General features: G+C 64.2%; 24 protein-coding genes. 14 read left to right on the forward strand and 10 right to left on the reverse strand.

Annotated features, from left to right (window positions below; translation table 11 throughout):
- Positions 1-69 precede the first annotated feature (69 nt).
- Both FJ956_RS10605 and FJ956_RS10610 read left to right on the forward strand, forming a co-directional pair.
- A complete protein-coding gene (locus FJ956_RS10605; RefSeq protein ID WP_140682019.1) occupies positions 70-1,029 on the forward strand; it encodes a cation diffusion facilitator family transporter in 960 nt (319 codons plus the stop codon).
- A gap of 35 nt (positions 1,030-1,064) precedes the next feature.
- Positions 1,065-1,469 carry a GFA family protein gene (locus FJ956_RS10610; RefSeq protein ID WP_140682017.1) on the forward strand — a complete coding sequence of 135 codons (405 nt, stop codon included), beginning with the start codon at positions 1,065-1,067 and terminating at the stop codon, positions 1,467-1,469.
- A gap of 313 nt (positions 1,470-1,782) precedes the next feature.
- Here FJ956_RS10610 and FJ956_RS10615 read toward each other — a convergent pair whose 3' ends face one another.
- Positions 1,783-3,036 carry a DNA recombination protein RmuC gene (locus tag FJ956_RS10615; RefSeq protein WP_140682015.1) on the reverse strand — a complete coding sequence of 418 codons (1,254 nt, stop codon included), beginning with the start codon at positions 3,034-3,036 and terminating at the stop codon, positions 1,783-1,785.
- A 103-nt stretch (positions 3,037-3,139) separates the two neighbouring features.
- Here FJ956_RS10615 and def point away from each other — a divergent pair, with 103 nt between their 5' ends.
- The 4 genes from def to truA are packed head-to-tail and all read left to right on the forward strand — an operon-like array spanning position 3,140 to position 5,982.
- Positions 3,140-3,670 (forward strand): peptide deformylase, encoded by a 531-nt coding sequence (def, locus tag FJ956_RS10620; protein WP_140682013.1) that lies wholly within the window; start codon positions 3,140-3,142, stop codon positions 3,668-3,670.
- A 58-nt stretch (positions 3,671-3,728) separates the two neighbouring features.
- On the forward strand, positions 3,729-4,664 hold the full coding sequence (fmt, locus tag FJ956_RS10625) for a methionyl-tRNA formyltransferase (RefSeq protein WP_140682011.1): 936 nt from the start codon (positions 3,729-3,731) through the stop codon (positions 4,662-4,664).
- Positions 4,661-5,167 (forward strand): N-acetyltransferase, encoded by a 507-nt coding sequence (locus tag FJ956_RS10630; protein WP_140682009.1) that lies wholly within the window; start codon positions 4,661-4,663, stop codon positions 5,165-5,167. Before fmt ends, FJ956_RS10630 begins: the two co-directional genes overlap by 4 nt.
- A gap of 23 nt (positions 5,168-5,190) precedes the next feature.
- Entirely contained in the window at positions 5,191-5,982 is a 792-nt protein-coding gene (gene truA / locus FJ956_RS10635) for a tRNA pseudouridine(38-40) synthase TruA (RefSeq protein ID WP_140682007.1), read from the forward strand.
- On the opposite strand, the gene FJ956_RS10640 is transcribed toward truA, so the two are convergent.
- Together FJ956_RS10640 and dapE are read right to left on the reverse strand one after the other, a co-directional pair.
- On the reverse strand, positions 5,979-6,584 hold the full coding sequence (locus FJ956_RS10640) for a transporter (protein WP_140682079.1): 606 nt from the start codon (positions 6,582-6,584) through the stop codon (positions 5,979-5,981). The genes truA and FJ956_RS10640 overlap by 4 nt on opposite strands.
- Positions 6,585-6,586: 2 nt before the next feature.
- A complete protein-coding gene (gene dapE, locus FJ956_RS10645) occupies positions 6,587-7,786 on the reverse strand; it encodes a succinyl-diaminopimelate desuccinylase (RefSeq protein ID WP_140682005.1) in 1,200 nt (399 codons plus the stop codon).
- Positions 7,787-7,959: 173 nt separating this feature from the next.
- Here dapE and FJ956_RS10650 point away from each other — a divergent pair, with 173 nt between their 5' ends.
- The gene (locus FJ956_RS10650; RefSeq protein WP_140682003.1) at positions 7,960-8,994 is read left to right on the forward strand and encodes a 2-dehydropantoate 2-reductase; all 1,035 of its coding nucleotides are present in this window, start codon (positions 7,960-7,962) and stop codon (positions 8,992-8,994) included.
- Here FJ956_RS10650 and FJ956_RS10655 read toward each other — a convergent pair.
- From FJ956_RS10655 to dapD, 3 genes are read right to left on the reverse strand one after another with little or no spacing between them, the layout of a single operon-like run.
- On the reverse strand, positions 8,954-9,670 hold the full coding sequence (locus FJ956_RS10655) for a hypothetical protein (RefSeq protein ID WP_140682001.1): 717 nt from the start codon (positions 9,668-9,670) through the stop codon (positions 8,954-8,956). The genes FJ956_RS10650 and FJ956_RS10655 overlap by 41 nt on opposite strands.
- 7 nt (positions 9,671-9,677) lie before the next feature.
- On the reverse strand, positions 9,678-10,049 hold the full coding sequence (locus FJ956_RS10660) for a DUF805 domain-containing protein (RefSeq protein WP_140641942.1): 372 nt from the start codon (positions 10,047-10,049) through the stop codon (positions 9,678-9,680).
- A 24-nt stretch (positions 10,050-10,073) separates the two neighbouring features.
- The gene (gene dapD, locus FJ956_RS10665) at positions 10,074-10,928 is read right to left on the reverse strand and encodes a 2,3,4,5-tetrahydropyridine-2,6-dicarboxylate N-succinyltransferase (protein ID WP_140681999.1); all 855 of its coding nucleotides are present in this window, start codon (positions 10,926-10,928) and stop codon (positions 10,074-10,076) included.
- 144 nt (positions 10,929-11,072) lie between these two features.
- On the opposite strand from dapD, the gene FJ956_RS10670 reads away from it, so the two are divergent.
- Positions 11,073-11,918, forward strand: a complete 846-nt coding sequence (locus FJ956_RS10670) for an LOG family protein (protein WP_140681997.1) — start codon at positions 11,073-11,075, stop codon at positions 11,916-11,918.
- 128 nt (positions 11,919-12,046) lie between these two features.
- Here the strand turns inward: FJ956_RS10670 and FJ956_RS10675 are convergent, their stop codons facing one another.
- The gene (locus FJ956_RS10675) at positions 12,047-12,670 is read right to left on the reverse strand and encodes a response regulator transcription factor (protein ID WP_246672181.1); all 624 of its coding nucleotides are present in this window, start codon (positions 12,668-12,670) and stop codon (positions 12,047-12,049) included.
- 301 nt (positions 12,671-12,971) lie between these two features.
- Complete coding sequence (locus tag FJ956_RS10680) at positions 12,972-13,649, reverse strand: sensor histidine kinase (protein WP_181170332.1); 678 nt, start codon at positions 13,647-13,649, stop codon at positions 12,972-12,974.
- Between the two features lie 275 nt (positions 13,650-13,924).
- On the opposite strand from FJ956_RS10680, the gene FJ956_RS10685 reads away from it, so the two are divergent.
- From FJ956_RS10685 to FJ956_RS30710, 3 genes are all read left to right on the forward strand, one after another.
- The gene (locus FJ956_RS10685; protein ID WP_210243610.1) at positions 13,925-14,341 is read left to right on the forward strand and encodes a hypothetical protein; all 417 of its coding nucleotides are present in this window, start codon (positions 13,925-13,927) and stop codon (positions 14,339-14,341) included.
- 177 nt (positions 14,342-14,518) lie between these two features.
- Positions 14,519-14,971 carry a hypothetical protein gene (locus tag FJ956_RS30475; protein WP_181170330.1) on the forward strand — a complete coding sequence of 151 codons (453 nt, stop codon included), beginning with the start codon at positions 14,519-14,521 and terminating at the stop codon, positions 14,969-14,971.
- Entirely contained in the window at positions 14,971-15,444 is a 474-nt protein-coding gene (locus FJ956_RS30710) for a hypothetical protein (RefSeq protein ID WP_210241601.1), read from the forward strand. Before FJ956_RS30475 ends, FJ956_RS30710 begins: the two co-directional genes overlap by 1 nt.
- A gap of 319 nt (positions 15,445-15,763) precedes the next feature.
- Here the strand turns inward: FJ956_RS30710 and FJ956_RS10700 are convergent, their stop codons facing one another.
- Positions 15,764-16,471: a pyrimidine 5'-nucleotidase gene (locus tag FJ956_RS10700; protein WP_140641931.1), complete on the reverse strand. Its 708-nt coding sequence runs from the start codon at positions 16,469-16,471 to the stop codon at positions 15,764-15,766.
- Between the two features lie 150 nt (positions 16,472-16,621).
- Between FJ956_RS10700 and FJ956_RS10705 the strand changes: the two genes are divergently transcribed.
- The 3 genes from FJ956_RS10705 (at position 16,622) to FJ956_RS10710 (ending at position 19,255) form a co-directional block, all read left to right on the forward strand.
- A complete protein-coding gene (locus FJ956_RS10705) occupies positions 16,622-17,383 on the forward strand; it encodes a GGDEF domain-containing protein (protein ID WP_140681503.1) in 762 nt (253 codons plus the stop codon).
- 298 nt (positions 17,384-17,681) lie between these two features.
- Positions 17,682-17,819, forward strand: coding sequence for a hypothetical protein (locus FJ956_RS30480; protein ID WP_181170313.1), 138 nt, complete (start codon positions 17,682-17,684; stop codon positions 17,817-17,819).
- Positions 17,816-19,255, forward strand: a complete 1,440-nt coding sequence (locus FJ956_RS10710; protein ID WP_140681501.1) for a GMC family oxidoreductase — start codon at positions 17,816-17,818, stop codon at positions 19,253-19,255. The genes FJ956_RS30480 and FJ956_RS10710 overlap by 4 nt, the downstream gene beginning before the upstream one ends.
- Positions 19,256-19,401: 146 nt before the next feature.
- Here FJ956_RS10710 and FJ956_RS30485 read toward each other — a convergent pair whose 3' ends face one another.
- On the reverse strand, positions 19,402-19,569 hold the full coding sequence (locus FJ956_RS30485) for a hypothetical protein (protein ID WP_181170310.1): 168 nt from the start codon (positions 19,567-19,569) through the stop codon (positions 19,402-19,404).
- Position 19,570 lies beyond the last annotated feature (1 nt).

The following is a 19,570-nucleotide window of genomic DNA, read 5'->3' on the forward strand; positions in this document are numbered from 1 at the left end:
GTTGATAGCTGTGGAGCTTGGGCCGGCAGGCCGCTAAGGTCGGTCGCATCGAACAGAGTCAGGAACCAGATGGCAGGCCACGCCGGCTCGAAACGGGTTATCTACGCCGCGCTCGCCGGCAATTTGGCGATCGCGGCGACCAAATTCGCGGCAGCGGCCTTCACCGGTTCGTCCGCCATGCTGTCGGAAGGCGTGCATTCGCTGGTCGACACCGGCAATGGCGGGCTCCTGCTCTATGGCATGCACCGCGCCGCGCGGCCGCCCGACCGCACCCACCCGCTCGGCCACGGACGCGAGCTCTACTTCTGGAGCTTCATCGTCGCTGTCCTGGTGTTCGCGCTCGGCGCCGGCGTTTCCTTCTATGAGGGCATCATCCACATCATGGCGCCCGAACCGGTCGTCAATGCCCAGGTCAACTACATCGTGCTTGCCCTCTCCTTCGTCTTCGAGGGCAGCTCATGGCTGGTGGCGCTGAAGGAGTTCCGGCAGCAGAAGGGCCGCCAGGGCTGGTTCGAAGCCGTGCGCCGCAGCAAGGATCCGAGCGTCTACACGGTGCTGTTCGAGGACAGCGCCGCGCTGCTTGGCCTTATCGTCGCCTTCGCCGGCATCCTGTCGGCCGAACTTCTCGAAATCCCCGAGCTCGACGGCGTCGGCTCGATCGGCATCGCCATCATCCTCGGCGCCACCGCCATCTTCCTGGCGCGCGAGAGCAAGGGCCTGCTTCTGGGTGAGCCTGCCTCGCCCGAAGTGCAGAAAAAGGTGCTGTCGATCGTCCAGGAGGATCCGGCGGTCCAGCGGGCGAACGGAATCCTGAGCGTCCATATCGGGCCGGAGGAAATCGTCGCGGGCCTGAGCATCGAATTCGAGGATCATCTCACCGCGCCCGAGATCGAGGCCTGCGTCGAGCGCCTGGAAGCAAGGCTGAAGCAGGAAATGCCGCAGATATCGAGGCTGTTCGTCAAGCCGCAGGCGACTGGCACATGGGAGCAGCGGCGCAAGGCCATCGCCGAGGCCTCGGACGGGAGTTAGGTTAAGCGCAACGAACTTCGCGAGGAGGAAAGCTGATGAAGATCGACGGCGGATGTCATTGCGGCGCGATCGCCTATGAGGCGGAGGTCGATCCGCAAAAGACCTCGATCTGCCACTGCACCGACTGCCAGCAGCTGACCGGTACCGCCTTTCGGGTGACCGTTCCGGCGTCGGAAAGCGACTACCGGATCACCAGGGGCGCGCCGAAGATCTACATCAAGGTCGTGGCAAGCGGCGCCAGGCGCGCCCAGGCTTTTTGTGCCGACTGCGGTTCGCATCTTTATGCAACGTCGGTCGGCGATGGTCCGAAGGTCTATGGGATCAGGGTCGGGACCGCGCGGCAGCGTCAGGACTTGGTTCCCAGACAGCAGAAATGGCACCGGTCGGCCCTGCGCTGGCTTCCGGAATTCAAGGGCATGGCGACGACGGAAGAGCAGTAGGGCCGATCGTATCAGTGGGATTGTCGCAGCTCTCGGCGATTGGCGAAGCCTCCCCAACCTTCGTCATCCTCGGGCTTGACCCGAGGATCCATTCCGTGACCTCGCGCGAAGGGCAAGGCGGCGCAGAACGAAGGCCTTTCTGCACCGCCGCAACGCCCTAGCGTCACGGCATGGATTCCAGGGTCTGCGCGCGTCGCTTCGCTCATTACTCCGCCCTGGAATGACGAAGCGATGGGCGTTCCGGCCAATCTCCAAGGTATGCGATTTTGCCAGCGAAGGAAGAATCGCTCGTTCCAACGTCGGCATCGAGCGACTACTCGTCGCCTTCGACGACGCGCAGCCTGAGCTGGCCGGTCTTGGAATCGGCCACGCGCGCCCCGGCCTCGACCTTGGCCGGCCCGTTGCGCGGCGGCTCGGCCTCGCCCTCGGCAAACTCCAGCGCCTCGATCTTCTGGCCGCGCTTGGTCACTTTCGACGTCGAGACCAGGATGTCGTCGATGTCCTTGGTCGCCTGGCCGAAGTGCGTCTGCAGCCTGCGCACCCGCTCGTCGACCCGCGCCACATCCTCCATCAGCCGGATGACCTCGCCCTGGATCAGATGCGCCTGCTCGCGCATGCGGGCGTCCTTCAGGATCGACTGGATGACCTGGATCGACAGCATCAAGAGCGAGGGCGAGACGATGACGACGCGGGCGCGGTGCGCCTTCTGCACAACGGCCTCGAAATTCTCGTGGATCTCGGCGAACACCGATTCCGATGGCACGAACATGAAGGCGGTGTCCTGCGTCTCGCCCTGGACCAGGTATTTTTCGGCGATATCGCGGATATGCACCTCGATGTCGCGCCGGAAAGCCTGCGCCGCCGCCTTCTGCATGTTCTCGCCCTCTGCGGCGCGGATGGCATTCCACGCTTCCAGCGGGAATTTTGCGTCGATGGCCAGCATCGGCGCGCCATTAGGCATCCGCACCAGGCAGTCGGGCCGGCTGCCGTTGGAGAGGCTGGCCTGGAATTCATAGGCGCCATGCGGCAGGCCGTCGGCGACGATCGCCTCCATCCGCGACTGGCCGAAGGCGCCGCGCGTCTGCTTGTTGGAGAGGATCGCCTGCAACTGCACGACCTGGCCGGCCAAGGACTGGATGTTGCCTTGCGCGGTGTCGATCACCGCCAGCCGCTCCTGCAGCTTGGCCAGACTCTCATGCGTCGACTTGGTCTGCTCGGCCATGGTCTGGCCGAGACGCCCGGTCATGGCGTCGAGCCGTTGTCCGAGCGACTGGGTGAGCTCGGCCTGCCTCGCCCCGAAAACTTCGGCGATCGCGCCCATGCGCCCCTGCATCTCAGCCTGCGCCTGCATAATGTCGGCCATCCTCGCCTCGGCATCGCGGGCATGGTCGGCGGCTTCGGCGGCCGCCACCGCGCGCGCCTTGCCCGCGCGCCATAGGGCGACGGCCAATCCTATAAACAGCGCCACCAGCAGCAGCGCGCCGAAACCCAGCGCCTGGCCGAGCGTGATCGTAGAGGCGCCGAGCCGCGCGATCGGTTGCGAAAGGATGGTGGTCATGTCGTTCATTGGGCCAGCATAACCGATTCGGGCGCGTGGCACAGATCAAAACGTGAACAGGTCAATTCCACACCGGTTGACGCTTTTCCAACGACGTCTTAGGTGAGACGCCATGTCGATCAAGCCTCTCATCATCCTTCCCGATCCTGTCCTGCGCCAGGTTTCCAAGCCGGTCGAGCGCGTCGATGCCGATTTGCGCAAGCTCGCCGACGACATGCTCGACACCATGTATGACGCGCCGGGCATCGGCCTTGCGGCGATCCAGGTCGGTGAGCCGCGGCGGCTGCTGGTCATCGACCTCGCCAAGGAAGGCGAGGAGCCTCAGCCGCATGTCTTCATCAATCCGGAAGTGCTCGAAAGTTCCGACCAGCGTTCCGTCTATGAGGAAGGCTGCCTGTCGATCCCCGACTATTATGCCGAGGTCGAGCGCCCGGCCTCGGTGCGGGTGAAATATCTCGACCGCGACGGCAAATTGCAGGAGATGCAGGCGGATGGCCTGATGGCCACCTGCCTGCAGCACGAGATCGACCATCTCAACGGCGTGCTGTTCATCGACCACATCTCGAAGCTGAAGCGCGACATGGTGGTGCGGAAGTTCAAGAAGCTCGTCAAGGACAAGGCGCCGGGCAAGATGGTGGGCTAGGGGCCGTCTGGTCCGCGCGAGCACCTGAAACCACCGCAAGACAGGATCGCAGGACGTCATGCCGCTTCGCGTCATCTTCATGGGCACGCCGGATTTTTCCGTGCCGACGCTGCGCGCCATCGCCGAGGCCGGCCACGAGATCGTTGCCGTCTACACGCAGCCGCCGCGCGCCGCCGGCCGGCGCGGGCTGGAATTGACGCCCTCGCCGGTGCAGCGCGAGGCGGAGCGGCTAGCACTCGACATTCGGACGCCGGCATCGCTGAAAAGCGAGGCCGAGCAGCAGGCCTTCTCCGCCTTGCAGGCCGATGTCGCCGTCGTCGTCGCTTATGGATTGCTGCTGCCGAAAGCCATTCTGGACGCTCCCAGACTCGGTTGCCTCAACGGCCACGCCTCGCTTTTGCCACGCTGGCGTGGTGCTGCTCCCATCCAGCGCGCCATCATGGCCGGCGATGCCGAAACCGGCATGATGGTCATGAAGATGGAAGAGGGTCTGGATACCGGTCCGGTGGCAATGGTTGAAAAAACCGCCATCGCGCCCGATATGACAGCCGGCGAATTGCATGACCGCCTGATGGCTCAGGGCGCTTCGCTGATGGTTGAGGCGCTCGCGCAGTTGGGGATAAATTGTCTGACATTTACCCCGCAGGCGACCGCAGGGGTGACCTACGCCCGAAAGATCGATAAATCGGAGACACGCGTAGACTGGACGCGGCCTTCTGGCGAAGTCCACAATCACATTCGCGGTCTCTCGCCCTTTCCGGGCGCGTGGTGCGAGGTCGAAATTGGCGGCCGCATGGAGCGGCTGAAACTGCTTCGCTCGACGCTCTCGGATGGCGTCGGCGAGTCGGGAGGAATTCTCGATGACCGGCTGACGGTCGCCTGCGGGACAGGCGCGGTCAGGCTGGTCGAAGTTCAACGGGCGGGCGGAAAGCCCGCCGCCGCGCAGGAGTTTTTGCGCGGAGCCAAGATCGAAAAAGGAACGAAACTCACATGAGCATGATGTCGATACGCGCGGCGACGCCGCGGGATCGCGAGGCGATCCGCCTCGTCGAAGAGCATGCCTTTGGCCAGCGGGCGGAAGCCGGCCTGGTCGATGCCCTTGTCACCGGCGGCGATGCTGTCGTCGAGCTGGTTGCCGAGGAAGACGGCCAGGTCGTCGGCCATATTCTTTTCTCGCGGCTTTTCGTGCGAAACGGCGCCAAAGAGTTCGCGGCCGTCGCGCTGGCGCCGCTGGCGGTCGAGCCTTCTTTCCACGGCACCGGCATCGGCGGCGCGCTGATCCGCGAGGCGCATGTACGCCTCAAGGAGGCCGGCGAGATGCTGGCCGTGGTTCTGGGCGATCCGCTCTACTACGGCCGCTTCGGTTATAGCCATGCCCGCGCTGCAAAGTTCGAGAGCGAGTACCAGGGCGAGGCGCTGCAGGCGCTGGCCTGGGGCGATGCGCCCGAGACCGGCAGGCTGGTCTACGCTTCAGCCTTCGCCGCTTTGGCCGCCTAGGCCAAGGCAAAAGTAAAGCTGGCATGCCGCGTTTTCGGCTCGATATCGAATATGACGGCAGCCAGTTCGCCGGCTGGCAGCATCAGGCCGACCAGCCCTCGGTGCAGCAGGCGATCGAGCAGGCGATCGAAAAGTTCTGCGGCGAAGACCTAAGAATACGTGCCGCCGGCCGCACCGACGCCGGCGTGCACGCCACTGCCCAGGTGGCGCATGTCGATCTCGCCAAAGCCTGGCCGGGCGACAAGGTGCGCGACGCCGTGAACGCGCATCTGCAGGCGGCCGGCGCGCGCGTCGCCATCCTGAAAGCGGCCGTCGTCGCCGACGGTTTCGACGCGCGCTTTTCGGCCACAGGCCGCCATTATCTCTATCGCATCCTCAACCGCCGGGCGCCGGCGGCGCTGGAAAAGGGCAAGGTCTGGTGGGTGCCGAAGCGCCTCGACGCCGAGGCCATGCATGAGGCTGCCAAGGTGCTGCTCGGCCGGCATGACTTCACCACCTTCCGCTCTACCCAGTGCCAGGCCGAAAGCCCGGTCCGCACGCTCGACCGCCTCGACGTCAGCCGCGTTGGCGATTTCATCGAGTTGCGGACCTCGGCGCGCTCTTTCCTGCACAACCAGGTGCGCTCGATGGTGGGATCCCTGCGGCGCATCGGCGACGGCTCGTGGGGCGCCGCCGATCTCAAGGCGGCCCTCGAAGCACGCGACCGTGCCGCTTGCGGCCAGGTTGCTCCGCCTGACGGGTTGTTTCTCGTCGGAGTGGATTATCCGGCGGCAACCCAAGAGCCAAACGCCGCAGCCGAGGATACGGAGACCTAACCCGTCGTGCCGTCCGGGAAGTCGATGCCGAGCAGCGCCTGCAGGCCGAACAGGACGAGCAGCGAGGCGATGAACATGCCGACGAACACGGCGGTACCCACGGCGGCGCCCTTGCCGATCGATGCGTTGGTCATGCGCCAGGTCAGCACCATCGAGAGCGCGAACAGGAACAGCGACACGAGGCTGTTGACGTCGCTGGTCGAGGGCAGGAAGAGCCTGAGCAGCGCCGAGGGCAGCATCAGCCAGGCGATGATCGCCGACGTCCAGTTGGACGCGACGACATAGTGCACGAAGCGGCCGCCGATGCCGGCGCGCGGCGCGACCAGCGCGAGCGCCACCAGCGGCAGCACCCAGGAGCCGAGGTCGACGGTAGCCAGCCGTATCAGCATGCCGAGGCGTCCGGCGAAGGCGTCCGGATCGCCGATCTCATTGGCTATCCCGACCCAGCCGACGATCAGCGCCGGCGCCGCTACGACAATGGCGAAGAAGGAATTCCAGAAACCGTCGGCCGAAAGGTCGAGCAGGCGCAGGCCGTCGGCCTTGCCGAACATCAGCCGCCAGGCGCCGGCCAGCGAAGCATAGGTTTCGTCCGCCGAAAGCATGGTCACGAAAGGCCTTGTCCGAACCAGTCTTCGATAAAGCGTTCGTAGATTTGCGTCAGCGTCTCGAGGTCGGCAAGCGCGACGCGCTCGTCCACCATATGCATGGTCTTGCCGACCAGGCCGAACTCGACCACCGGGCAATAATCCTTGATGAAGCGCGCGTCCGACGTGCCGCCGGAGGTGGAGAGCGCCGGCGTCTTGCCGACCACCGCCTTGACCGAACCGCCCAGCGTATCGATCAGCCTGTCGTCACGCGTGAGGAAGACATGGCTCGGCCGGTCGCGCCAGACAAGCTCGTACTCGACCGGCGCCTTCTTGCCCGGCCGGTATTTCTTGCGCCCGGCGGCCTGGTCGAGCCGGTTGTGGATCTCGGCCTGGACGGTCTCCGCGTCCCAGGTGTCGTTGAAGCGGATGTTGAAAATGGCCGTCGCCTTGGCCGGGATGACGTTGGTCGCCGGATTGCCGACATCGATCGACGTCACTTCGAGGTTGGTCGGCTGGAAATCCTTGGTCCCCTTGTCGAACACCGGATGGAGCAGCGCGTCGACCAGGCTGATGAGCCCGCGCACCGGGTTGTCGGCAAGCTGCGGATAGGCGGCATGGCCCTGGCGTCCATTGACGGTCACGCTGCCCGATAGCGAGCCGCGCCGGCCGATCTTGATCATGTCGCCGAGCGCATCCGGATTGGTCGGTTCGCCGACGATCGAGGCATCCCACTTCTCGCCCTTGGCCGCCGCCCAGTCGAGCAGCTTCGTCGTGCCGTTGATGGCCGGTCCTTCCTCGTCGCCGGTGATCAGCAGCGACACCGAGCCTTTCGGCCCGCCATTCTTCGCGACATGGCGCGCCACCGCCGCGATGAAGCACGCGATGCCGCCCTTCATGTCGACGGCGCCGCGGCCATACATCTCGCCATTGGCGATTTCGGCGGCGAAGGGCGGATGCGTCCAGGCCGCCTCGTCACCCACCGGAACCACATCGGTATGGCCGGCAAACATCAGGTGCGGGCCGTTGCCCGAGCGCCGCGCATAGAGGTTTTCGATGTCCGGCGTGCCGTCTTCCGAGAAGACCGGTCGCTCGACCGAGAAGCCGAGCGGCTTCAGCATGCCCTCCAGCGCGGCAAGCGCCCCGCCTTCGGCGGGCGTCACGGAAGGGCAACGGATCAGGGCGGCAAGATTCGCGGCGGGATCGGTCGGCAATGTCATGGGCAAAGCGATAGTCGAAAGCGTTTGTCGTGTCACGATGGCAGATCATCGCCGGTCATGCCGCCGACAATATGGTTTGCGTGGCGTATAAATGCATGTCGCCCGGAAGTGTGGGCGGTTCCGGGAGAACGACATGCATAATAGCAAGTTGCGGGCCAAGGGAGGACGAATGCATGGCCAGTGAAACAAGCACCGTCGCGATAGCCGGCGCCGGCAGCATCGGCTGCTATGTCGGCGGCTGCCTGGCGCTCGCCGGACGCAAGGTCGTCTTCCTCGGCAGCGGCCGCGTCGTCGAGGCCATGCGCGAAAGCGGGCTGCGCGTCAGCGATCTTGACGGCCGCGACCGCCTCGTCGAAGCGCGAGCGATTTCGGCAACGGACGATCCGGCTGCGGCACTCCCCGGCGCGGACGTCATCCTGGTGACGGTGAAGAGCGGCGCAACCGGAGAGATGGCCGGGCTGATCGGCGCCCACGGGCGCCCGGATGCCGTGGTGGTCAGCCTGCAGAACGGCGTCGACAATGCGGACAGGTTGCGCGCCGCGCTCCCTGGACGGCGGGTGCTGACCGGCATGGTCATGTTCAACGTCGTCCAGTCGCCCGACGGCGAGGCGCCGTTGCGTGCGCATCGCGCCAGCCAGGGCGAGGTGATGATCGACGATGGCGCCGATGGCCTTGTCGATCTGCTCGACGTCGACGGGCTTGCCGTCGAAGCGCGCACCGACATGAAGGCGGTGCAGTGGAGCAAATTGCTGATGAACCTCAACAATGCCCTGGTGGCGCTCTCCGACCTGCCGCTGGCGAGGCAACTGGCCGACCGAAGCTGGCGCGTCGTCCTCGCCGCCGAGATCGACGAGGCGCTCGCCGCGATGAAGGCCGCGGGCATCGCGCCGGCGCGCATCACCGGCCTGCCGCCGGCGCTGCTGCCGAAAGTGCTGCGGTTGCCCGACTGGCTGTTCGGGCTTCTGGCGCGCCGCATGCTGGCGATCGACCCTCAGGCGCGCTCGTCGATGTGGGACGACCTCAAACGCGGCCGCCCGACCGAGATCGACGAATTGCAGGGCGCGGTCATTCGCCTGGCCAGGCGAACGGGCGCCCCGACGCCGGTCAACGAACGCGTCACCGCGCTGGTGCGTCAGGCGGAAGCGGCAAAGCGCGGTCCGCCCGGCCTTAGGCCGGAAGTGGTCGGCGGCGGTCCTCGATCAGCGTGATCTTCTGCCAGATCTTGCGCGACAGGTTGGAGGACAGGTTCTCGATGTCGTTGACGGCATTGACGACGACGTCGTCGTTGACCGACTGCGCGAACAGCGCCGCGATCTTGCCGGCGATCGACAGCATTTCCGAGCAATAGTCGAGATAGCGCGCCAGGTCGGCCGCGTTGGTGATGCGTGCGGGCGAGTGCGAGGTCGGCTTGAAATCGGCCGACAAGGCCGCCGGATCCTTGGTCAACTGGTGCATGTCGATGACATGGATGAGCGAGCGCAGCCCGTGCAGCTGCCGGAACACTTTCTTGCGCTTGATCCGCTCCTCGGTGCGGATCAGCGCCAGCAGGCCGAGCACCGCCAGGATCACCGTGTTGATCGTCGCCTCGATGCCCTGCATCGACTGCACGGCATCGTCGGCGCCCGAAATGCGGTCGAGCGGCAGGATGGTGCCGACGAACAGGAACATCGCCACGCCGGCGATGAAGGCCGCGACAATGACGCCGCGCAGCCACCAGATCGGCGCTTCCAGCTCCTTGGCGGCCTTGGCGAGGTCGCGCGACAGCGACACCAGTTCGGCGGCGACGGCGCGCAGGCCCCTTTCCGGGAAACGCTCGGCGACACGCTCCTCCAGCCTTTGGGCGGTCTCGATGATCCGCGTCGGATCGAGCGTGCGGTAGCGCATGGCGACCTCAGCTATCGCCCGGCGCGTTGGTGCGCCTGCCGTAGCGGTTCGGTCCGGGATCGCTGCGGAAACAGGCGAGAATGATGAGCAGGATGGGACCGATGATCAGCGAGATCAGCGCAAAATAGGTCGGCTTGCCGAAATCATGGAAGCGCTTCGCCGTCACCGCGAACGTGGCCCAGGCCGAGATCAGCAGCACGCCCCAGCATATCATGGCCCAGTTCTGGCTGGCGCTCGTGTTCAGCTCTACCCGCGCGAACTGGTAGAACGGGAAAAACTGGACAAGGACCAGCAAAATCCCGGCCAGCGCATAGGCGACCGGGCTCAGCCGCCCCGAAAGGCTGAAGAACAGCCAGAGGAATTGCGATCTTTCAGACAATAGCGTCCGCTCCGTCGTGGAGGATCAATCGCGCAGCAATTCGTTGATCGAGGTCTTGGAGCGGGTCTTGGCGTCGACGCGCTTGACGATGACGGCACAGTAGAGGCTCGGGCCCGGCTCGCCATTGGGCAGCGGCTTGCCCGGCAGCGATCCGGCGACCACCACCGAATTCGGCGGCACCTCGCCGTAAAAGACCTCGCCGGTGGCGCGGTCGACGATCTTGGTCGACTGGCCGATGAACACGCCCATGCCGAGCACCGAGCCTTCGCGCACGATGCAGCCTTCGACCACTTCGGAGCGCGCGCCGATGAAGCAATTGTCCTCGATGATGGTCGGGCCGGCCTGCATCGGCTCCAGCACGCCGCCGATGCCGACGCCGCCGGAAAGATGCACGTTCTTGCCGATCTGGGCGCAGGAGCCGACCGAAGCCCAGGTGTCGACCATGGTGCCCGTATCGACATAGGCGCCGACGTTGACGAAGGACGGCATCAGCACGGCGCCCGGCGCGACATAGGCCGAGCGGCGCACGATCGAGGACGGCACGGCGCGGAAGCCGGCCTTCTCGAAGTCGACGGCGCTCCAGCCGTCGAACTTGGACGGCACCTTGTCCCACCACACCGCCTGGCCGGGACCGCCCTTGATGATCTCCATCGGGTTCAGCCGGAAGGAGAGCAGCACCGCCTTCTTCAGCCACTGGTTGACGTGCCACTTGCCGTCGTCCCGCTTTTCGGCGACGCGGGCGACGCCGCGATCGAGCAGGTCGAGGGCCGCCTGGATGGCGTCGCGCGTCTCGCCGCGCGTCGCGGTCGAAATCATGTCGCGCTCCTCGAAGGCCTTTTCGATGGTCTTCTCGAGGCTCGCCAGATCGGGCTTCGACATGATTTCGCTCCATTACCAAGCTGTTAAGGGGCTGCGCCTTAACCTGTTTAAAAGTCGCGCGGACCCTATGTTAAGGCTCAATGGGGGTCAATCGCGCCAGCGTCACGGGACGGCGCAAGTAAGGGAATTGGACGGGTGGATTCGATGACTCCCATGGAAAAGGCGGGATGGACGCCGCTGCCGCATTCGGACGAGGATCTGGAGCGCTCGAAAAGCGTGCCGGATACCCCGCAGACACGCGCCGAGACCTACCGGCTGGCCTGGAACGATCCCGAGTTCATGACGCGTCGCGAATTGCGCGCCGTGCGGCTGCAACTCGAGCTCCTCAAGCCGGAAATGATCCTGGCCGAACGCGGCATTCGCTCGACCGTCATCCTGTTCGGCGGCGCCCGCCTGCCCGAACCGGGTGGCGAGGCTTGGGCGGCGAAGAACGAGACGCAGAAGAAGAACCTCGAGGCGAACAGCAAATATTACGAGGAAGCGCGCAAATTCGCTCGCCTGTGCTCGCGGCAGTCGGCCACCTCCTATTATCGTGAATATGTCGTGGTGACCGGTGGCGGGCCTGGCGTCATGGAGGCCGGCAACCGCGGCGCCGACGATGTCGGCGCGCCGTCGATCGGCTTGAACATCGTTTTGCCGCACGAGCAGGCGCCCAACGCCTATGTCACGCCGGAGCTCTGCTTCAACTTCCACTACTTCGCCATCCGCAAGATGCATTTCGTTATGCGCGCCAAGGCGGTCGCGGTGTTTCCGGGCGGCTTCGGCACGATGGACGAGTTCTTCGAGACGCTGACGCTCATCCAGACGGGACGCATGGAGCGCGTCCCGGTCATCCTGTTCGGCAAGGCGTTCTGGCAAAGGGCGATCGATCTTGATTTCCTCGCCGAGCAGGGCACGATCTCGCCCGGCGATCAGGACATCATCGATTTCGTCGACACGGCCGACGAAGCCTGGGACATCATCCGCCGCTTCTACAAGCTGGGGGAGTAGGAACTGATGAATTGAAGAACTGAAGAATTGGGGAAAAGGACCTCCGGATCGTTCGTCTGTTCTCCAGTTCTTCAATTCCTCAGTTCTCCAATTCCTCTACCCCGGGACGGCATCCCGGCCCGGTCTGCCTACACCGGCAGTTCGATCAGCCAGCCATTCGAGTGCGCGAAGCGCACGATGGCGGCGCGGGAGTGAAGTTCGAGCTTGTCGGTTGCCCTGGTGCGATAGGTTTCGATCGTCTTTATGCTGAGGCTGAGCCGCGACGAGATTTCCTTGTTGCTGTAACCGAGCGCCACCAACTGGATGACCGACCGCTCCCGTTCGCTGAGATTGCCCGGATCGCCCTGCGAGGCGCTGCGTGGGCTCAATATACGCGCCGCAAGCGCCGGATCGACATAGTTGTCGCCGGCCAACACGCATCGGATGGCCTGCAGCAGGTCCGTCGCGGTCGACCGCTTGACCACGAAGCCGCGCCCGCCCGCCGCCAGCACCTGGCGCAGGCAGCCCGGGTCCTCATGCGCCGTCAGCGCTATGCAGCTGACCTCGGGAAAGCGTTCGCCAACCCGCTCGATCAGCGTGACCCCGTTGACGCCCGGAAGCGATATGTCGACCACGGCGACGTCGGGCAGCGACTTGCCGATCCCCTCGAGGGCATCGTCGGCATTGCCGGCCAGTCCGACGATCGTCAGATCGTCCTGGCTGTTGATCATCGCCCCGACCCCCGACAGGATCATCGGGTGGTCATCGACCACGAATATCCGTCTGCAGCACACCTTTAACCTCCATCAGTCGATGAAAGAGCCTCTCGCCTGGAGCGGGCCGGCCCTCTTGTTCTTGATGGTCTAGGCAACTGCCCCGCCTGGCGCGGGACGCCCGTCTGTCCTGGCAGGCCTGAACGGCCGCAACGGGTAAGCCATCCCCCGCCTAACCCAATGATGCCGGACTGTAAGCCGAGGCTAATGTCCGGGATGTGCAGCGCTTCACGTAGTCCCACTTGACGCCGAAGATGCCATTTCAGACCCGATCGCATCGTTGCCGGTCCGAAGCCGCCGGTCAGCCGGCGAGGGGCACATCGGCGTAAATGGTGGTCCCCTTGCCCCTGGCGGTTTCAACCGACAATTTGCCGCCGACCAGCGCCAGCCGCTCCCGCATCCCGGCAAGTCCCAAATGGCCCGGACCAGGTTCGGCGCTGCCGTCAAAGCCGCGGCCGTCATCCTCGATCGTCAGGCGCATCCGATCGTCCTGGATGTGCGCCGTGACGCTCACGCGGCTCGGCGCGGCATGCTTGCCGATATTGGTGAGCGCTTCCTGCGCAATCCGGTAAAGCGTGAGCGCGATCTCGGCAGGCGGCGGGCTCGAAAGGGCTTCAAGGTCCATCTCGCATGCGATGCCGAGTTGACCGCAAAGCATGGTTGCCAGGTCCTCGACCGAAGCTCTGAGGCCTTGGCGATCGAGGTCCGCGGGTCGCAAGCTCCAGGCGGCGTCATGCACCTTGGCGCTCAGCTGGTCGATAAGCATGGTGGCGCGCTCGAGGCGGGCGTCCATCTCCGGCGAGCCGGCGCGAACGATGTGCAATTCGAGCGCGACGCTGGCGAGCATCTGGCCCAGATCGTCATGCAGCTCGCGCGACAGGCGCAGGCGCTGCTCTTCCTGCACGGCAACCAGATGCCGCGCCAGGCCACGGCGCTTTCTCGAGCTATCGTCTTTGCCGGTGTCGATGCCACCCTCCATCGACTTCTTTTCCGTCAACGCCGCGAAGTGCCGGCCCCGCGAGAAGAGGCACAAGGGGTTGATCCGCGCGCAATATACACCCGGCATATGCCTTTATGCCTGTCAGTTTTTTCCCGATCGCTTCAACTTTCCCTGACACGGGTATCAGCAGAAAAACCGACGGCACCTGCCGATCAGCCCGAATTCATGGGCGCTATTTCTGCGTGCATCCTTAGAGCGTCCTCCCGGTCATCTTGAACTGGCCGGGAAGCTCAACACAAACCAAGGAGAACGTCATGAAAAAGATCATCCTGGCCGCGGCTGTCCTGTCGGCTCTGACTGGTTCGGCATCCGCATTTTCGGTCGGTAGCGGCAATGGCAACGGCAATGGCAATGTCGGCGTCGGCAACGGCAACGGCAACGGCAACGCCAATACCGGCGCCTTCAACGGCAACTTCAACGGCAACGGCAACTTCGGCGTCGGCAACGGCAACGGAAACGGCAACGCCAACATGGGCGCCTTCAACGGCAACTATAACGGCAACCTCAATGCCGGCGCCGCCAACGGCAACGGCAACGGGAACGGGAACTTCGGCCTCGGAAACGGCAACATCAACGGCAACGGGAACTTCGGCATCAGCAATGGCAATGCCAACGGCAACGGTAACTGGGGCGCCGGCAACGGCAACGGAAACGGCAACGCCAACCACTAGCGCCGTCCAACCGACAGCGTCGCCAAGCCTTAACTTGGAACGACGCTGACGTCTCTGGGATCGCCGAGCCACGCGCCCGTCCCCCGCGCAAGGCTATCGCGACATGTCGCCGGCGGTCCCAGTCCTTTTCGAAACAGGTCCCAATTCAAAAAGCTAAGCCATGGAAGGAGCTCGCAGATGAAACGCTACGTCATATCGGCGCTATGCCTGGGGTTGTTGAGTGCAACCGCGGCGAAGGCTGACAGCGCGACGGGCAGCCAGGCCTTCGGCATGTCGGCTGTCCAGGGGGCGGTCGGCAAATACGGCCAAGCCATCGGTTCGAACGTCAGGAGCATGAACCCGCTCGGCAACTTCGGCGGCAATGTCGGCTACAAGAACAGCGGTACCGGCAATGTCGGCGCCTTCAACAGCGGCACCGGCAATGTCGGCGCCTTCAACGGCAACAGCAACACTTCGCCGACAAGCGGCAACAGCAACATCGGCGCCTTCAACGGCAACTCCAACACCGGCCAATACAACGGCAACAGCAACATCGGTGCCGGCAACGGCAACTTCAACGGCGGCAACTTCAACGGCAACGGCAATGTCGGCGGCTTCAACGGCAACTCCAACGGCCGGGGGAACCACTGATGACCAGCTTGAGATCAGCCGCGTCCGTTCGGCCTCGCCAGCGCCGGGTGGCGGCGAGGCTGCTTGACGGAAACGGCCTCGCGCTCGGCACGCTGCTTGCCGCGATCCTGGCTGCCGACGCCTCGACCCTGGTCAGGATTGCCGACCTTCCGATCGGCGTCGGCGTGACCAACGGTCTTGGCAACACCGGCAATTTCAACGGCAACGGAAATTCCGGCAACTTCAACGGCAATGGCAACAGCGGCAATTTCAATGGCAACGGCAATGCCGGAAGTTTCAGCGGCAACTTCAATGGCGGCAGCTTCAACGGCAACGCCAATTGCGGCAACGGCCACGGCAACGGCTACGCGTCCAATGGCAATGGCAATGGCAACGGCAGGCGAGCCGGAGGCACTCCGGACTTGTGCCGGTTTTTGAAGGAGCTGAACGGCCGATTGGGGCTGCCGCCCGGCACGATTCCGGATTTCGACTAGGTCCTCGATACAGGCATTTTGAAAGACCGGCTCTGTTTGCATTGGCAGGTGGCATGCGCTGGAGATTGGCGAAACGCGCAATCGCGATCGTCATTCCAGGGCGGAGCAGGAGCGAAGCTCCGTCGCGAAGACCCTGGAATCCATGCCGTTACCTTCGCCAAGACGTGCAGCGGAGCAAAACTCTGCATCGTGGCGGCGCTTTCAAGTCACGGCATGGATTCTATGGTCTGCGCCGCGTCGCTTCGCTCCTTGCTCCGCCCGTGGATGACGATCGCGATGGGCGTTTCGGCCAATCTCCAAGACATGCCGCCTGCCGAGTTCAGGCCACGACCTCGACGATCGCGGTCAGGAAGCTGGCGAGATCGTCGGTGACGAAATCGACGTCGTCCTCGTTTGCAGGGTCGCGTTCCCAGATCTCCGAAAAGGTCGGCTCGAAATTGCGCGGCACCACCAGCACGGTCGTCATGCCGAGCGTTTTCGGCACGGCCAGATTGCGCGCCAGATCCTCGAACATCACCGCATTATGTCCGGTCACCGAGTGCAATTCGGCAAAACGCTCATAAGTCTGACGCTCCGGCTTGGGATTGAGCCCCGCCGCGACGATGTCGAAGATGGCGTCGAAATGCTCCAGTATGCCGAGCTGGCGCGCGGTGCGCTCGGCATGCCTGCGGTCGCCATTGGTGAAGATGAATTTGCGCCCGGGAAGCTGGCGGATCGCCGCGCCCAGCACCGGATCCGGCACCAGCCGCGAATAGTCGATGTCGTGCACCTTCTCAAGGAAATCGTCGGGATCGATGCCGTGCCGCTTCATCAGCCCGTTCAGTGTCGTGCCGTATTCCAGGTAGAGCTCCTTCTGCAGCTTGCGCGCCTCGTCGCGCGAAAGCGTCAGCAACTCGCCGACATAGGCGGTCATCTTGACGTCGATCTGCGCGAACAGGTTCGAGTGATGCGGATAGAGCGTGTTGTCGAGGTCGAACACCCAGTCCGTGACATGGGCAAAGCGGGCAGGATCGGGTGTCATCGTCATACGCTTCTTATGGCATGCCGGCGCGGAGGTTATCCACAACTTATGCGCGTCACGAAGTGTGAAAATGGCGTCTCGTTTCAAATTTTAAAAGTCTCGGAAAGGTCGCCTTCAGCGCTTGCTGGCACAGAGGCTATCCGTTGGGAGCAAGTGATGAGTCGCATATTTTTGAGGGCCGCTGCCGTGGCGTTCGCTTCGGTCGCTGCCTCGCTGTTGTTGACGCTGATTGTGGTTCCGGCAATGGGCTTTCCGATGAGCCGCACCGTCTGGCTGGCGTCGACGGTTTGCCCGCTCGTGCTCGCCTGGGCCGCCAGCGCCAGCAGCTTCTGGCAGAGCGACCGGTTGCAGAACGCCCATCGCGAGCTTGCTCGCGCCCATGCGCAGCTTGCGGCGGCGCACAGGCGCCTGTCGGAAAAGGCAAGCCGCGACGACATGACCGGCATGCTTAATCGCGAAACCTTCTTTGCCGCGCTCGACGGGTCGCGGCGCAAGAGCGATCGCGGCGCGCTGCTGATCATCGACGCCGATCACTTCAAGAGGATCAACGACAGCTACGGCCATCTGACGGGAGACGAAGCGCTGCTTCTGATCGCCGGCGCCATCGAACGCGGCATTCGCAGCGGCGACGTGCTCGGCCGCATCGGCGGCGAGGAATTCGCGGCTTTCCTGGTCGGCGCCAGCGAACCGGAAGCCAAGCATGTCGCCGAACGCATCCGCCGCGAGGTCGAGCTGATCCGCTTCCGCCCCGTCGACGAGCGGACCGTGCCGCTCACGGTCTCGATCGGCGGCATAAGCTGCGGCGAGAGCGCCACCGTTTCCGATCTGATGCGCGCCGCCGACCGCAGGCTTTACGAGGCGAAGAACCGCGGCCGCAATCTTTCGATCCTCGACCGCGAACTCCCCGAGGCGGCATGAAGCCTCGCCGCGAGCGTCATGCATGTCGCCCAAAAGTACGCAGCGGTTTTGGGACAACGACATGCATCAAAACAAAAACTCAAAAGCGCGGCGCCTGAATCGGGTTCAGCGCGACGCGCTTTAGGAAAGCCCTAACCATGTCCATATTCAACCGCGCTAAACTTCCGGATGTAACCCCGTTTTCACTTAGGTTTGGCACGGAATTGGCCTCCCAGGCGGCATGTGTGCCGTTCAGGCACGGCATGCATGGATCGAGGCCCCTATCGAGAGACGTGTCATGAGCAGGTTCATAAGAAAAATGTCTCGCCGCGCGATCGTGCAGGCGCTGATCGCGCTGCCGGCGCTGTCGCTGTTCCGCAACCAACCGGCCGTGGCCGACCCCGACGAAATCGTCGAGATCAACGGCTGGATCCTGCGGCGGAGCGATCTCGCATGATCTTCGACAGCTACCAAGCCTACAAGCAGGCCGGCTTCAAACCCAAGGCCTGCATCCTCGGCTCCGGTCCAGCCGGCACGACGATCGCCAGGAAGCTCGGCGCAGCCGGCATCCCGGTCGTCGTCCTGGAGGCGGGTTCGCGCGAATTCAGCGACGAGTCGCAGGATTTCTATCGCGGCAGGACGGTCGGCGATTTCTATTTCGACCTCGACATCACCAGGCTGCGCTTCATGGGCGGCTCATCCAACCACTGGGCCGGCTGGTGTCGCGTGCTCGACAGCCAAGATTTCGAGCCCAAGGCCTGGGCGCCGGACACCGGCTGGCCGATCAGCCGCGCCGACATCGAGCCCTATCTGCCGGAAGTCCATGACATCCTCGAGCTTCCCGACTTCCGCCCCGATGTGCCGGTTTCGGACGACATCCGCTGGGTGCAGTTGATCAAGAGCCCGGCGGTACGCTTCGGCGAGAAGTTCGCCGACGAGCTCGACAAGAGCAAGAACATCGCCGTCGTGCTCAACACCTACGCGACCGAGCTCACCGGCGACGGCAAGCGCGTCACCGGCGCGAAACTTTGGTCGAACGGCCAGGACGCCGGCACCTTCGCGGCGGACTATTTCGTCACCTGCACCGGCGGGCTGGAGAACTCGCGGCTGCTCCTATGGTCGAACCAGCGCTCGAACGGCGGCGTGGTGCCGAATTCGGCGGCGCTCGGCCGCTACTGGATGGAGCATCCGACCTTCCAGGGCGGCAATGCCATCCTCGCCAATTACTCAGAGTTCGAGGTCGACGCCTCGAACGAAGCCTTCTTCTCGCCGACGCTTGCCGCGATGGAGCGGCTGCGGATCATGAACTTCGGCATCCGCCTGATCGAGTCGCCCTATCCCAATGTCAAGAAGCTGATCGCCGATCTCGCCTGCACCGCGCCCAACATGGCGGAATGGATGTCCTCCCAACTGGACCAGAGGCTGCACTGCGCCGCCCAGCTTTACGTCGCCTGGGAACAGGCGCCGCTTGCCTCTAACCAGATCGAGCTGTCGAAGGCCGATGTCGACCACGCCGGCGTGCCGCGCATCGAATTGCACTGGAAGAAGTCGCCGCTCGAGCGCCGTACGCTGCTCGAAGGCCTGAAGCTTTTCGGCACGACCATGGCGCAGAAGAATCTCGGCCGCGTCCGCATCGACGACTGGATCAGCAATGGCGGCGATTACCCGACCAATGAGGAGACGGCCGGCCACCACCATATGGGCGGCACCCGCATGGGCACCGACGTCTTGAAAAGCGTCGTCGACGCCAATTGCAAGGTGCACGGCATGGACAATCTCTATGTCGGCGGCTCCTCGGTGTTCTGCACCTCCGGCCAGTGCAACCCGACGACGACCATCACCGCGCTCGCCTGCCGCCTGGGCGAGCATCTCGGCAAGGTGATCGTCGTCTGATCTCCGAAACGCCAGCGGCGCCGGCTCTAAATCAAAGAGATAGAGCATGATGTCGTCCGAAAACCGCTTCACACTTTTCGGCATCATGCTCTGAAGTGGCGACCGGCGCCGCCCTGGCGCGCCTTTGGCGGAAATTGCGAGCTCGCTTACAGTCCGTAGACGGCGACGCGGACCAGCACGGCCGCGGCGGCAAGCGCTACCAGCAGGATGCCGAGGCCGATGGGCGAACCCCAGCCATACCATTCCATGGCCAGCTTGGCGTATTTGTATTCCTCCTCATTCGAGAGAGGGGTGCGCTGTTGAATCAAGCTCATT

This window comes from Mesorhizobium sp. B2-4-3, from assembly GCF_006442815.1.
Classification (GTDB): Bacteria; Pseudomonadota; Alphaproteobacteria; order Rhizobiales; family Rhizobiaceae; genus Mesorhizobium.

What these genes read in the sequence shown, in the direction of transcription:
- FJ956_RS10605 (WP_140682019.1), top strand. Translation starts at nt 70, where the DNA reads ATGGCAGGCCACGCCGGCTCGAAACGGGTTATCTACGCCGCGCTCGCC.
- FJ956_RS10610 (WP_140682017.1), top strand. Translation starts at nt 1,065, where the DNA reads ATGAAGATCGACGGCGGATGTCATTGCGGCGCGATCGCCTATGAGGCG.
- FJ956_RS10615 (WP_140682015.1), bottom strand. Translation starts at nt 3,036, where the DNA reads ATGAACGACATGACCACCATCCTTTCGCAACCGATCGCGCGGCTCGGC.
- def (WP_140682013.1), top strand. Translation starts at nt 3,140, where the DNA reads ATGTCGATCAAGCCTCTCATCATCCTTCCCGATCCTGTCCTGCGCCAG.
- fmt (WP_140682011.1), top strand. Translation starts at nt 3,729, where the DNA reads ATGCCGCTTCGCGTCATCTTCATGGGCACGCCGGATTTTTCCGTGCCG.
- FJ956_RS10630 (WP_140682009.1), top strand. Translation starts at nt 4,661, where the DNA reads ATGAGCATGATGTCGATACGCGCGGCGACGCCGCGGGATCGCGAGGCG.
- truA (WP_140682007.1), top strand. Translation starts at nt 5,191, where the DNA reads ATGCCGCGTTTTCGGCTCGATATCGAATATGACGGCAGCCAGTTCGCC.
- FJ956_RS10640 (WP_140682079.1), bottom strand. Translation starts at nt 6,584, where the DNA reads ATGCTTTCGGCGGACGAAACCTATGCTTCGCTGGCCGGCGCCTGGCGG.
- dapE (WP_140682005.1), bottom strand. Translation starts at nt 7,786, where the DNA reads ATGACATTGCCGACCGATCCCGCCGCGAATCTTGCCGCCCTGATCCGT.
- FJ956_RS10650 (WP_140682003.1), top strand. Translation starts at nt 7,960, where the DNA reads ATGGCCAGTGAAACAAGCACCGTCGCGATAGCCGGCGCCGGCAGCATC.
- FJ956_RS10655 (WP_140682001.1), bottom strand. Translation starts at nt 9,670, where the DNA reads ATGCGCTACCGCACGCTCGATCCGACGCGGATCATCGAGACCGCCCAA.
- dapD (WP_140681999.1), bottom strand. Translation starts at nt 10,928, where the DNA reads ATGTCGAAGCCCGATCTGGCGAGCCTCGAGAAGACCATCGAAAAGGCC.
- FJ956_RS10670 (WP_140681997.1), top strand. Translation starts at nt 11,073, where the DNA reads ATGACTCCCATGGAAAAGGCGGGATGGACGCCGCTGCCGCATTCGGAC.
- FJ956_RS10680 (WP_181170332.1), bottom strand. Translation starts at nt 13,649, where the DNA reads ATGGAGGGTGGCATCGACACCGGCAAAGACGATAGCTCGAGAAAGCGC.
- FJ956_RS10685 (WP_210243610.1), top strand. Translation starts at nt 13,925, where the DNA reads ATGAAAAAGATCATCCTGGCCGCGGCTGTCCTGTCGGCTCTGACTGGT.
- FJ956_RS30475 (WP_181170330.1), top strand. Translation starts at nt 14,519, where the DNA reads ATGAAACGCTACGTCATATCGGCGCTATGCCTGGGGTTGTTGAGTGCA.
- FJ956_RS30710 (WP_210241601.1), top strand. Translation starts at nt 14,971, where the DNA reads ATGACCAGCTTGAGATCAGCCGCGTCCGTTCGGCCTCGCCAGCGCCGG.
- FJ956_RS10700 (WP_140641931.1), bottom strand. Translation starts at nt 16,471, where the DNA reads ATGACGATGACACCCGATCCTGCCCGCTTTGCCCATGTCACGGACTGG.
- FJ956_RS10705 (WP_140681503.1), top strand. Translation starts at nt 16,622, where the DNA reads ATGAGTCGCATATTTTTGAGGGCCGCTGCCGTGGCGTTCGCTTCGGTC.
- FJ956_RS30480 (WP_181170313.1), top strand. Translation starts at nt 17,682, where the DNA reads ATGTCTCGCCGCGCGATCGTGCAGGCGCTGATCGCGCTGCCGGCGCTG.
- FJ956_RS10710 (WP_140681501.1), top strand. Translation starts at nt 17,816, where the DNA reads ATGATCTTCGACAGCTACCAAGCCTACAAGCAGGCCGGCTTCAAACCC.
- FJ956_RS30485 (WP_181170310.1), bottom strand. Translation starts at nt 19,569, where the DNA reads ATGAGCTTGATTCAACAGCGCACCCCTCTCTCGAATGAGGAGGAATAC.